At 35.1% G+C, this 13,297-nt stretch carries 12 protein-coding genes; 5 read left to right on the top strand and 7 right to left on the bottom strand.

The window, feature by feature from the left end; genetic code table 11:
* Positions 1 to 69: 69 nt before the first annotated feature.
* From FHP05_RS14700 to FHP05_RS14670, 7 genes are all read right to left on the bottom strand, one after another.
* Positions 70 to 522: a hypothetical protein gene (locus tag FHP05_RS14700; RefSeq protein WP_147670662.1), complete on the bottom strand. Its 453-nt coding sequence runs from the start codon at positions 520 to 522 to the stop codon at positions 70 to 72.
* Positions 523 to 525: 3 nt separating this feature from the next.
* On the bottom strand, positions 526 to 1,686 hold the full coding sequence (locus FHP05_RS14695; RefSeq protein ID WP_147670660.1) for an MFS transporter: 1,161 nt from the start codon (positions 1,684 to 1,686) through the stop codon (positions 526 to 528).
* Between the two features lie 242 nt (positions 1,687 to 1,928).
* Positions 1,929 to 2,693 carry a YibE/F family protein gene (locus FHP05_RS14690; protein WP_147670658.1) on the bottom strand — a complete coding sequence of 255 codons (765 nt, stop codon included), beginning with the start codon at positions 2,691 to 2,693 and terminating at the stop codon, positions 1,929 to 1,931.
* Positions 2,690 to 3,832, bottom strand: a complete 1,143-nt coding sequence (locus tag FHP05_RS14685) for a YibE/F family protein (RefSeq protein WP_407923446.1) — start codon at positions 3,830 to 3,832, stop codon at positions 2,690 to 2,692. The genes FHP05_RS14690 and FHP05_RS14685 overlap by 4 nt, the downstream gene beginning before the upstream one ends.
* A gap of 247 nt (positions 3,833 to 4,079) precedes the next feature.
* Positions 4,080 to 5,597 (bottom strand): succinate CoA transferase, encoded by a 1,518-nt coding sequence (locus FHP05_RS14680; RefSeq protein ID WP_147670656.1) that lies wholly within the window; start codon positions 5,595 to 5,597, stop codon positions 4,080 to 4,082.
* A 463-nt stretch (positions 5,598 to 6,060) separates the two neighbouring features.
* Positions 6,061 to 7,569 (bottom strand): succinate CoA transferase, encoded by a 1,509-nt coding sequence (locus FHP05_RS14675; protein ID WP_147670698.1) that lies wholly within the window; start codon positions 7,567 to 7,569, stop codon positions 6,061 to 6,063.
* A 526-nt stretch (positions 7,570 to 8,095) separates the two neighbouring features.
* Positions 8,096 to 9,145, bottom strand: a complete 1,050-nt coding sequence (locus FHP05_RS14670; protein ID WP_147670654.1) for a YkvI family membrane protein — start codon at positions 9,143 to 9,145, stop codon at positions 8,096 to 8,098.
* A 378-nt stretch (positions 9,146 to 9,523) separates the two neighbouring features.
* Between FHP05_RS14670 and FHP05_RS14665 the strand changes: the two genes are divergently transcribed.
* The 5 genes from FHP05_RS14665 to FHP05_RS14645 all read left to right on the top strand — a co-directional run bounded on the left by FHP05_RS14665 (position 9,524) and on the right by FHP05_RS14645 (position 13,224).
* Complete coding sequence (locus tag FHP05_RS14665) at positions 9,524 to 9,826, top strand: metal-sensing transcriptional repressor (RefSeq protein ID WP_147670652.1); 303 nt, start codon at positions 9,524 to 9,526, stop codon at positions 9,824 to 9,826.
* Positions 9,827 to 9,840: 14 nt separating this feature from the next.
* Positions 9,841 to 12,225 carry a heavy metal translocating P-type ATPase gene (locus FHP05_RS14660; protein WP_147670650.1) on the top strand — a complete coding sequence of 795 codons (2,385 nt, stop codon included), beginning with the start codon at positions 9,841 to 9,843 and terminating at the stop codon, positions 12,223 to 12,225.
* Between the two features lie 33 nt (positions 12,226 to 12,258).
* Positions 12,259 to 12,462 (top strand): copper chaperone CopZ, encoded by a 204-nt coding sequence (gene copZ, locus FHP05_RS14655; RefSeq protein ID WP_147670648.1) that lies wholly within the window; start codon positions 12,259 to 12,261, stop codon positions 12,460 to 12,462.
* Positions 12,463 to 12,551: 89 nt separating this feature from the next.
* Entirely contained in the window at positions 12,552 to 13,019 is a 468-nt protein-coding gene (gene greA, locus FHP05_RS14650; protein ID WP_147670646.1) for a transcription elongation factor GreA, read from the top strand.
* Between the two features lie 13 nt (positions 13,020 to 13,032).
* Positions 13,033 to 13,224, top strand: coding sequence for a hypothetical protein (locus FHP05_RS14645; RefSeq protein WP_147670644.1), 192 nt, complete (start codon positions 13,033 to 13,035; stop codon positions 13,222 to 13,224).
* The last annotated feature ends 73 nt before the right edge of the window (positions 13,225 to 13,297 follow it).

The raw sequence follows: 13,297 nt of genomic DNA, 5'->3' as shown, positions 1-13,297 counted from the left end.
TCTTGATCTTCCTCCGTACTTTCTATCACTAATACTCACTACCTTGCATATAGAGTAATTCCATTTTTCCTAGTTTTTGTTGCACAGTCGGTAAGTCTGATAAAACACCATTCGTTCCCGGAAATCAGGGTTATCAGAAATTCCGTCACGAATAGACGCTAATCGTTCCCGGAAATCAGGGTTATCAGAAATTCCGTCACGAATAGACGCTAATCGTTCCCGAAAATCAGGGTTATCAGAAATCCCGTCACGAATAGATGCTAATCGTTCCCGGAAATCAGGGTTATCAGAAATCCCGTCACGAATAGACGCTAATCGTTCCCGGAAATCAGGGTTATCAGAAATCCCGTCACGAATAGACGCTAATCGTTCCCGGAAATCAGGGTTATCAGAAATCCCGTCACGAATAGATGCTAATCGTTCCCGGGAATCAGGGTTATCAGAAATCCCGTCACGAATAGTAGCTAATTGTTCCCGGGAATCAGGGTTATCAGAAATCCCGTCACGAATAGTAGCTAACAACCTTTAGTCGGCGGAATATGTCGGTTGCTTCCAAAAAAATGTAAGCACAATTCCAATCACTAAAAATATTGATGCAAAATAAAATGGATAATCTAAGTCAATATCAAATAAAAAACCACCAACGATTGGGCCCAAGACATTTCCAAAACTGGTAAACATTGAGTTCATACCACTTACAAAACCTTGTTCATCTCCTGCGACTTTTGATAAATAGGATGTAACAGCTGGTCGCATTAAGTCAAAACCAATAAATACGAAAATGGTTACCAATAAGATATGGAAATAGGCATTTACAATTGTTGTGACATAAACAAGTATTGCTGAAATGATAAACGCATAACGAATTAATTTTACCTCGCCTAATCTTTTGGTTAAAAAGTCAAATAGTACAATCTGTGAAATGGCACCTACTATTCCACCACCAGTAATGACAATAGCAATATCTTTAGGTGTGAAACCAAACTTATGGTCAACAAATAAACTAAATAAAGAATCAAAAGCTGCTAAACCGAAAGAGGAAATAAAAATAACCATAAAAGCTATAAAGTAGAGCGGGTTGAAGATTCGCTTTAATCCACTTGTTTTCCCTTTTATTAAAGCTTGTTTATGTCTTTCCGGTTCCGTTAACAATACCATAGATGCAATTGCAGAAATTAACGCAAGTATAGATGCCGCAAAAAAAGGAACACGGGTACCAATTTCTGCTAAAAAACCACCGATTCCCGGTCCAATAATAAAACCAGTAGAAATAGCTGCCGACATATATCCCATTGCTTTTGAACGTGTATCTAACGTTGTGATATCAGCAATAAATGCCGTTACCGCGGGCATAATGAATGCTGCACTTATACCTCCAAGTAGACGAGAGGCAAAAAGTACTTCTACTACTTTACCGAAACCAAATAGCAACTCAGAGAAGCTGAATAAGATTAAACCGATAATAATCATTCGTTTACGTCCAAACTGATCTACCCAGCGACCTGCAATAGGAGAAAAAAGTAATTGGGTAATAGCAAATGCAGATACTAAATACCCTACCATCTTACCTGATAAATGCAATTCATTCATAATGGATGGTAAGACTGGAATGACAAGACCAATACCTAAAAATGCAATAAACAAATTAAGTAACAAAAGAATTAACGCTGTATTGCGATTCGCCATTATTTTTCCTCCTTTTAAGTTTCAGCAGTATGTTTAAAGTATTACTCAGGGACCATTGTTATATTTAAGTAATTTTTGTTAAAAAGAGAGAAGGTACACTATTATGAATATATGTCCGTGTCAGAACGCACGAGCATACATTCATGATAGAGACCTCCTCGTAAAATATATAATATCAAAAATATTTCGATTGTTAAAGGATAAGAATCGGTAGCTATAAAAGAATTACTCTAAAACATGAACTATGACTTCTGTTTCGTTTTCACTAAATAGGAAGCACTAATCCAAGAGGTAATTGGAATGATCAATGCAATTCCAATTCCAGCGCAAAGTATTGTTACAATCTCTGTACTAAATATTTTCGAATTAATAATTTCTCCATAAGAATATGATAAATCTTTAACCCATATTAGTAATCCTAAATAGCTACCAAAGAAGGCAAAAAATAATGTGTTTGTATCTGTCCCTAAGATATCTCTTCCAATGTTTAAGCCAGATAGGAATAAATCCTTTTTCTGCAGTGAACGATTGTGGTGGAATATTTCATTTACTGACGTTGTAATGGAGATGGAAACATCCATTATAGCACCAATTGTACTCATGATAATCACAGAAGCAGCAATTTTAACAAAGTCTACCCCCACATAAAGCGAAAAAACGGCTAATTCTTCGGATTCCTCTACTCCAAATCCTTGAATCATCGTAATTTCCGTAATGAAGTTAATGAATAAAAGCAGGATGACAATGGTAACTATGGTCGAGATGAATGCAATAATTGTCTTACTGTTTATCTGATTAACAAAAAGTAGATTAATATAACTTATCAAGACACATGCAATCAATGTAATAATAACTGGATTGATGTGTGGGTCTAACATGAATAATATTGTTAGAACTATCACTGCAAAGTTTAAGAATAAAGAGAAAAAGGATCGTATACCTTTTTTTCCACCAATAAAGATCATCAAAACAAATAAAATGATTGCTAGCAATAATAATACATTCATGATTTTTCCCTCTTTCGATTAACGAAAAAAATAGAAATATATAAGCTAATTGGAATGGTTAATACAACCCCAATACCTCCTGCTAGAGCTCGTGCAATTTCTAATGAAAGGTTCATTGATAGGGTGTAACCTAATGACGAGCTATTTTTTAGATATAAAATTAGCATCGGAATAGAACCACTAAGATATGCAAAAAATAAAATATTCGTTATAGTTCCCATAATATCTCTACCAATATCCATACCAGACTTTTTTAGAGATTTCATTGAAATACCGTGATTCCTTTCATATAGTTCAAAGATAGATGATGACATCGTAATTGCGACATCCATGACAGCGCCTAAGGATCCAATGAATAATCCTGCCATAAATACTAAGTAATAGGGGCGTGTTAAAAATTGCATTTCTTCATAATGAAGGCCATTTTCAGAAGTTAACCACATCGCTAAATGGGCAATGAATAATGAAAAAAATGTTCCAAATAAGGTTGTGACAATTGCTGCATATGTTTTCTCATTAAATCCATTAATGAATAACAAAGAAGTAAAAGTAAATAGAATAGCCAGCAGGGCACTTATCCATAATAAGCTATCCGTGTTTGTATAATTTACATAAATATCTAAGGCATAGGATAATAACAAGATATTGATGATGAAACTAATGATTGTAAATTGCCCTTGTTTTTTCCCAATGATTAGCAAAGTAAAGATAAAAATCCAAGCAACGATGACAATATATTTATCTCGTTTCACATTTGTTATTTTTCCAGTTAAATTTCCTTCTTTATCAGTGTTTTTATCAATCGATACAAATACTTCTTTTCCAACTGTAAATTTGTGGTCATAAGCCCCTGATGATGAATATTCATTTGTTAAAAAGATAGGTTTTCCTTTTTTTTCACCGTTTTTTAATTGGGCTGTAATATGTTGTGTGAATAATTGGTCTTCATTATGATGCTCATCCGTTGTTTTTGTTGTCTCTAATAGGCTTGTTTCCGTTACTTTTGCGATTGGTTTGTCGTAGAAGGAGTGATTGTGATAAATAAAAACAATGGAGATGATGAAACAAAACGTAATAAAAACATAAAAAGCATGTTGTCTATTACTCATGTCTTTTATTTTATTTATGAAAGCCCTCAATGAAAATCCCTCCAACTACGATTAAAGTACGATATTTATCATTTTAAACAGTATATTGTTCCGCTTACAATGGACTTAGAATAACAAGGATAGTTATCGTGGTCAAGGAAACATCTTCAAATTTTTTAGAGATAAATGGATTAGATAGTCAGTGGATGGTGAATTGGTGAAGAAGGGAAATTATATAAGGTTTTAAAAAAAGTCCCAAGAGCCAGTAATACTGGTTCTTGGGACTTGGGCTAACGAATTACTCATCTAGCAGCATCGTACCATGTTTTTGAAAATGTAGATGCCAGGCATGTGCTTTATGAAGGATATGGGGTGTATTTCCACCACTTACTTGTTTGGCCTCTTCAAAATAACGACGAGCTTGTTCCCGATAAATTGGATGCATGCAATTTTCAATCAATTGTTCTGCAATTTCGCGAGGAGCCAGGCCACGCATATCGACATATCCATATTCTGTTACAATGATATCAACATCATGATTTGTGTGATCAATATGGGAAACAAAAGGAACAATGGTTGAGATTTTCCCATCTTTTGCAGTGGAAGGTGTAACGAAAATAGAAATCTTCGCGTTACGTGCAAAATCACCTGAACCACCAATTCCGTTCATAATATGTGTACCATTAATATGTGTCGAGTTTACATTACCGTATATATCTATTTCAATTGCCGTGTTAAAAGATATAATACCGAGTCTTCGTATTACTTCTGGATGATTAGATATCTCTTGTGGGCGCAGCATAATTTTATCTTGATGTTTTGCTAGATCACTTTTTAAGGAGGCAACTCGTTTTTCTGATAAGGAGAATGCTGTTGCATAGGCAAACTTAACAACTCCTGCTTCGATTAAATCAAAAACGCCATCTTGGATGACCTCAGAAGCTATGACAATATTTTTAAAGCGAGAATGCTTCATTCCACTTAAGACGGCATTTGCAACGGAACCAACTCCAGATTGAATTGGTGCCAATTCTTCTGTCAAACGTCCCAATTCAATTTCTTCATCCAGAAAGCTTAATAAGTTATTGGCAATCTCCTGTGTTATTTCATTCGGTTCAAATAAAGGGGATGGGCTATCATTTTCATTTGAAATGATAATCCCTCGTACTTTATCAAGATCAATACGAATGCCTTTCTCACCAAAGCGATCACTTGGATGCTTCATTGGAATAGGGTTTCGTTCTCCTTGTAATTCCGGAATATAAATATCATGTATTCCTTCATACTCTTTCGGGAGATTTAAATTCACCTCAATGATAATGTTTTTAGCTTGCTCTATAAAAATCGGTGAATTTCCAATGGACCCTGATGGAATAAGTAGTCCATCTTCCGTTATTGCGGTTGCTTCGATAACTGCATAATCGATTGGTCCGATAATATCTTGGCGTAGTGACTCACTTGTTTGTGATAAGTGTTGGTCAATATAGGTAACCTTCCCTTTATTAATCTGTTTCCGTAATATAGGATTAGCCTGATATGGTAAGCGAAATCCAATTAAATCAGATTCTACCATTGCTCCATCAGCAGATGGCCCCATGGAGGCTCCTGTATATAAATCAACTTTAAAATTCTCTTGCTTTCCGCGTTCTGCTAACTTTTGTAAAAAAAATTTTGGTTCTCCGAATAAAGCAAATCCACTAACACCTAATACCATTCCATCCTGTATCCATGTAACCGCTTCCTCAACTGGTACAACTTTTTTTAAAAATTCCTTATTTCTAATTGTATCTTGTAAATCTTCTAATACAACTCCCATTAGAATCACTCCTGGTTTTATATGTATAAATAAGTTATAAGTAATTTTATAATCATTTATTTCGGACAATTGGAGGTAAGTATTATATAAAGGAAATGAAGAAAAACAATATTTTATCGCAGGTAGCTGGCTGTGAAACCCCAACTGACTGAAATTTCACTTTACGTAGGTGGCCTCGCTAAAAAATATATCCGAATACGCTTACATAGGACCTACTATATAGAATAAATTATAGTTTTTCAAACAATATTGATTTAATTTAGAAAAATATAGTAAAATGTATTATTTTTTGAAAGTCCACGAGAAGATCGTATGGGTTATATAGAGTACACTTCGTTGTCTGTATGGAAAGCTAGTGAAGGAGATTTAACCAAAATGAAGTGATCTATCAATCTCAAGCTAAAAAAAAGCCATCTTACTTTTAATTTTTTAAAGATGGCTCTATCTTGCGCTTTTTTAATGATTACTTATTTAAAAGCATCGTGCCATTTTTTTGAAAGTGTAAATGCCAGGCATGTGCTTTCTGGAGAATATGAGGTGTATTTCCACCACTTTTCTTTTTGGCTTCTTCAAAATAACTCCAAGCTTGCTCCCTATATTGTGGGTGCATGCAGTTTTCAATGAGTTGTTCCGCTATTTCGCGAGGAGCCAATCCACGCATATCAACATAACCATTTTCTGTTACAATAACGTCTACATCATGATTTGTATGGTCAACATGGGAGACAAAGGGAACAATGGTTGAGATTCTTCCATCTTTTGCGGTTGATGGTGTGACAAATATAGAAATCCTCGAATTTCGAGTGAAATCCCCTGATCCACCAATACCGTTCATCATGTGTGTACCGTTAATATGTGTTGAATTTACATTACCGTAGATGTCTGCTTCAATTGCGGTGTTAAATGCGATAATTCCCAAACGTCGAATTACCTCTGGGTGATTAGATATTTCCTGTGGACGGAGCATAATTTTATTACAATGCTTTGCAAGATCACTTTTTAGTGATGCAACTCTTTTATCAGATAAAGAAAATGCTGTGGCATATGCAAATTTAACAACCCCTGCTTCGATTAAATCAAAAATACCATCTTGGATTACTTCAGATGCCACTACAACATTTCGAAATTGGGAGTGTTTCATTCCGTTTAAAACGGCATTTGCAACCGAACCAACTCCAGATTGAATTGGGGCTAGCTCTTCTGTTAAACGTCCAGATTTCACTTCTTCTTCTAAAAATGTCAATAAATTATTTGCAATGATCTGTGTTGTTTCATTAGGTTCAAATAGAGGTGAGGGACTATCGTTTTTATTCGAAATGATAATACCCTTTACCTTATCAGGGTCGACACGGATACCTATGTCACCAATGCGATCACTAGCATCTGTGATTGGAATCGGACTTCTCTTTCCTTGTGCATTTGGAATATAAATATCGTGTAATCCTTCATACTCTTTTGGGAGATTCAAGTTGACTTCTACAATAACGTTTTCTGCATGCTCGATAAAGATTGGCGAATTCCCAACAGATCCTGATGGAATAATAAGTCCATCTTCTGTTATTGCAGTTGCTTCAATAACCGCATAATCAATAGGTCCTATTACTCCTTGACGAAGAGTCTCACTTGTTTGTGATAAGTGTTGATCAATATAAGAAACGGACCCAAGGTTAATTTGTTTCCGTAAAATAGGATTTCCTTGATATGGTAAGCGATAACGTATTAAATCATTTTCTACCATGGTACCATCAGCAGATTCACTCATAGATGCTCCTGTATATAAGTCAATTTTAAAGTCCTCCTGCTCCCCACGCTCTGCTAATTTTTGTAGAAAGAGTTTTGGTTCACCAAACAAAGTAAATCCACTAACGCCTAATATCATTCCATCTTCTATCCATGTAATTGCTTCCTCAACAGGCACAACTTTATGTAAAAAGTCCTCGTTTCTAATTGTTTCCTGTAAGTCTTTCTCCATCACAACCCCCATTAGAATCACTCCTTTTTTATTTATATTTTTTTCATATGAGGTATAAAGTAATTCACAATTCTCTGTACTATAACAGACTTCAATAATAACACTATATACCAAAGATTTTATTTTTTCAAATAAATCATTATTTTAATCTAGCGAATTGTAGAAAAATAGATTTTTCTGCATTATATTAACAACAGAGAATTGAAAGTGAAGAACTTGGGAAAAATTATCTGTCAGATTACGTTAAAAAATCTGGTGTAATAGAACAGAGTTAGTTCATGTAGAAATTACGAAGGGGGAAAAGTGACAAGGACTTGTATCTAATTATTGGACAGATGGAGAAATGAAGAGGTGGAGTCACTCTTGAGTATATAAAATTCTATAAGTTGAAAAAGGAATAGTGGAATCAACATTACGGATCTATCGAAGTATATAATTAAAAAAACAATTTTTTATGCTTTAAATAAACAACATAAAAAATTGTTTTCATATCTTAATAGAGATTTCTATTAACATTATTAATATATTATTTTAATTTACGTAATTTAAATGGTGCATAGATAAGAGCTAGGATTAAAAATAATCCAAGATATCCAATTAATTTATATAGTTTTGCAACTAATTCTGTGAAACCTACAAAGCTAGCTGCAAATCCAATAATCACAATGATAAATGCCCCGATTTTAAAGGACCTTCCTTCTACATGAAAGAAGCGTGCTGCAAAAGCATAGAACATACTGATTCCAGTATTAAAAATCATTCCAAATAAAATAAAGGACATAAGGAAACCGAGGATTGGTGAAATGTCATTTCCAATTTTTAATAGAGGCATTTCATAAGTATGAACAACATCTATCTTTGAAAAAATAGCTAGATGTGCCGATACAATTAAAACACCAATTCCAAGACCACCAACTAATCCTCCTATAGATGCGATTCTTTCATTTTTCTCGGCTCCACCTATTACAATAGACATCCCTGCACCAACAGCAATATTAAATGAAGCATAGTTAATCGCAGCAATAAACCAATTTGGTAGAGACTTTTCGAGGCCTTTTGCGATTGGATTTAATTCATTAAAGGTCATATCCATTGTAAACAAACTATATATACAAATAATGAAGATTGTTAAAATTAAAAAAGGGGTAACACTACCAATAACGGCAATTACTCTATTAACATTTAACATCATCGTAATAATAATTAAAATTGCTACTATAATATTTCCGATGACAGGTTGAAAGCCAAATTGTTGATTTAATAAGGATCCTGCACCAGCAATCATAACCACACCGACACCAAATTGCGTAAATAATAGAACAGCGTCAACAATCGTACCTAGGTAACGTCCACTTATCGTATAAATAGCGTCCCGGTGTGAGGTAGTCTGTAATCTACTTCCTATTTTTGTTAGCGACATTCCTAAATATGCAAATAATGCTGTAGCCAACATGGCGCCTAGTGTACCCGCATAACCAAAACTAGTAAAATATTGTAGTATTTCTTGTCCGGAAGCAAAACCTGCACCAATAATAATCCCGATAAAGGCACTTCCAATTTTTAAAACTCTATACATATGAAATTGTTCACCCTATCTATAATTGTCCATCCATTGATTGTAGATTTTAACTCGAATGAATTAATTTTTCAATAGATACTAAAATTACAACAATTTCTATATTATACGATTTTCAATATATTGTAAACGGTTAAATAGCGTAATTTATCAAATATTTCATAAAAGGGACTGTTATGGGGTGATTTTTATAATCACATAATTTTGCTTGTAGGAGAGTATAATTCTTATAATACGATAGGAGGGTATTGTATTATCATATATATAAAAAGAGCCATTTATTCTGTGATTATTATCACTGTACAAATGGATTGACTTTAAATACGGTAGGGTGGTATAGTATAGACGAATTAAAATTATAGAAGTCGAGGGGATTAAATGGGGAAATATCTTCATGATCATCCAATTAAGCCGAGAACAGAATCAGAAAAAAAGGCGATCATAAACCGTCTAAAACGTCTGGAAGGCCAAGTGCGTGGGATTCAGAAAATGGTAGAAGACGATCGTTACTGTATCGATATATTAGTACAAATTAGTGCGATTGATGCAGCACTAAAGAAAGTAGGTCTGGCGATTAGTGAACGACATATGAAGCATTGTGTTCATCATGCCATTAAATCTGGGGAAGGAAATGCAGCAATAGATGAATTGATTGATGTGATGAAACACTTTTCAAAATGAAAAGAGGTGATTCTATGAGTAAAGAAAAGCAAATTACTGTTGGTGTGACAGGAATGACTTGTGCTGCCTGTTCTAGTCGTGTTGAAAAGGTGTTAAATAAAATGGATGGTGTAAATGCACAAGTGAATTTAACGACAGAAAAGGCGAATATTCATTATGACCCAGAAACTAGCTCCATAGAGGATATCACAAATAAAATAGAAAAATTAGGCTATGGTGTTCATGTTGAAAAGGTAGAACTTGATGTTTATGGAATGACCTGTGCCGCTTGTTCATCTCGAATAGAAAAGGTGCTTAATAAGCAAGAAGGGGTCCAACAGGCATCCGTTAATCTAGCCAATGAAACAGCAACAGTTGAATATAATCCTGGAATGCTAGATCAAACAGCGATTATCGAGAAAATCGGTAAACTAGGCTATGATGCAAAGGAAAAGGCAAATAAAGAAGAGAAACAGACACAGAAGGAAAAAGAAGTAAAAACAATGCAGGCCAAATTAATTATTTCTGCTATTCTCTCAATTCCTCTACTGATGACGATGTTAGATCATTTATTCGGAATTGCTATTCCAGAAACTTTAATGAATCCGTGGTTTCAGTTTCTATTAACTACCCCAATTCAATTTATAATTGGGTGGCAATTTTATGTAGGAGCATATAAGAGCTTGCGTAGTGGTGGCGCAAATATGGATGTTTTAGTAGTGCTTGGAACGAGTGCGGCATATTTTTATAGTTTATTTGAGGCTATTCGAACAATTGGCGATCCATCATATACCCCACATCTGTATTTTGAAACAAGTGCCATCTTAATTACATTAATTTTATTTGGAAAATACTTAGAAACAAATGCCAAAAGTAGAACAACAGAAGCCATCTCAAAACTTCTTCAACTTCAAGCTAAAGAGGCTCGTGTACTAAGAGATGGACAGGCTGTCATGGTTCCAATCCAAGATGTGAAAGAGGGAGAACATGTCATTGTCAAACCAGGGGAAAAAATACCTTTGGATGGTATCGTTGTAAAAGGAAAAACGTATGTTGATGAATCAATGATCACAGGTGAGTCGATTCCAATTAAAAAAGAGATTCAGGCCCCTGTCATTGGAGCAACCATCAATAAAAATGGAACGGTTGAAATGGAAGTAACAAAGGTAGGAAAAGACACTGCACTTGCATCTATCATTCAAGCTGTAGAAGATGCCCAAGGTTCAAAAGCACCTATTCAACGATTAGCAGATGTCATTTCTGGTTATTTCGTACCAATTGTCGTTGGTATAGCTATACTTACATTTATTATTTGGTTCACACTTGTTACACCAGGTGAATTTGAGCCAGCTTTAGTAGCTTCTATTGCGGTGCTTGTTATTGCTTGTCCATGTGCGCTGGGACTCGCCACCCCGACATCTATTATGGTAGGGACTGGAAGAGCAGCGGAAAGTGGAATTTTATTTAAAGGTGGGGAACATTTAGAAAGAACCCATCAAATAAATACCATTATTTTTGATAAAACTGGAACAATTACAAAAGGTAAGCCAGAGGTAACGGATTATACGGGTAATAAAAGTACCTTACAATTACTTGCAAGTGCTGAAAATAATTCCGAACATCCTTTAGCAGAAGCTATTGTTGCCTATGCGACAGAACAGGACATTGAATTAATGGATGTAGATGACTTTCAAGCAATACCGGGCCATGGTATCGAAGCCACCATCGACGGAAAAAAAGTTCTTGCAGGAACAAGAGGTCTAATGAAGAAAAATGATATTCATGTCGCCTATTTAGAAAAAGAAATGTCATCCTATGAACTAGAGGGAAAGACATCTATGTTAATTGCTGTTGACGGCAGATATAAAGGGATGATAGCAGTAGCAGATACGATAAAGGACACTGCAAAAGAGGCGATTACACAACTAAAAGCAGATGGAATAGATGTAATGATGCTAACAGGGGATAATGAAAGAACTGCCCAAACCATTGCAAAACAAGTTGGTATTGATCGTGTCATTGCTGAAGTGGTTCCAGAAGAAAAAACAGCCCATGTGAAGAAAATTCAAGAAGAAGGAAAGAAAGTAGCGATGGTTGGTGATGGGATTAATGATGCCCCTGCCCTTGCAACAGCTGATATCGGAATTGCAATAGGAACAGGGACAGAAATTGCCATCGAAGCAGCTGATGTAACAATCCTAGGCGGAGAGTTACTACTGATACCAAGGGCGATAAAATTAAGTCATGCTACAATAAAAAATATTAAACAAAACTTATTCTGGGCATTCGCCTATAATAGTGCAGGTATCCCAATCGCTGCACTTGGCTTATTAGCCCCATGGATAGCAGGAGCTGCCATGGCATTTAGTTCTGTTAGTGTTGTTTCTAACTCACTTCGATTGAAGCGAGTTAAAATATAAAAATATAAGGTTTTGAAAGGAGAAATAGAGAAAATGAAAACAACTTTAAATGTACAAGGAATGACATGTGGTCATTGTGAAGCAGCAGTAAAAGGTGCTCTTGAAGAATTAAATGGTGTATCCAGCGTAGAGGTTCATCTTACATCCGGTAAGGTTGATGTTACGCATGATGAATCAAAAGTAAAAGAAGAAGCACTTCGTGAAGCTGTAGAAGATCAAGGTTATGATGTTGAATAATAACAGAAAAAGCTGATTTCCTGTAGGGGATCAGCTTTTTCATTACAATGGTCTCGTAATTCATTAGTTGACAAAAGAGGGTTAGTATCATGAAAAAATATCCAATGACAAAAGCAGGACTAGAAAAACTAAAGGAGGAACTACATTGGCTTGAAACGATTAAACGTCCGGAAGTAGATAAACGAATAAAAAGGGCAAGAGATTTTTGTGACTTTAATGAGGACTCAGAATATGAAGCTGCTTTAGAAGAGCTTACTACTTTAAAGAGAGACCAAGCAAAATTAAAAAAGATGATTCAACATGCCGAGATAATTAAAAAAGAGACTACTGATTATGTAACTCTAGGAAGTACGGTTACGATTCAAGAATTTCCAGAAGGCGAGAAGGAAGTATATACTATTGTGGGTGTAGCAGAATCAGATCCTTTCGTTGGTAAAATATCTAATGAGTCCCCTCTTGCTAAGTCTCTTTTAGGAAATAAAATAAATGATAAAGTATTGGTGCATACACCACACGGCAAGATGGTAGTAAAAATATTAGATATTCAATCGTTATAATGTGAAGAAAAAGGTGATTCCCTCAAGGGAATCACCTTTTTCGGGATTCCAAAGTATATATCGGGATTCCAAAGTATATATCGGGATTCCAAAGTATATATCGGGATTCCAAAGTATATATCGGGATTCCAAAGTATATATCGGGATTCCAAAGTATATATCGGGATTCCAAAGTATATATCGGGATTTCCTCACCACTGGATAAGCCTCTGCTGTAACAAATTCGACAAAATTAGTTTGGTTTTTTCGGATATAGGGAATTCCCTAATATGAAGTAG

Origin of the sequence: Cerasibacillus terrae (assembly GCF_008039555.1) — a bacterium.
GTDB classification, from domain to species: Bacteria; Bacillota; Bacilli; order Bacillales; family Amphibacillaceae; genus Cerasibacillus; species Cerasibacillus terrae.
Note: the sequence above shows the minus strand (reverse complement) of the source record. Positions and strands in the feature narration are given on the sequence as shown.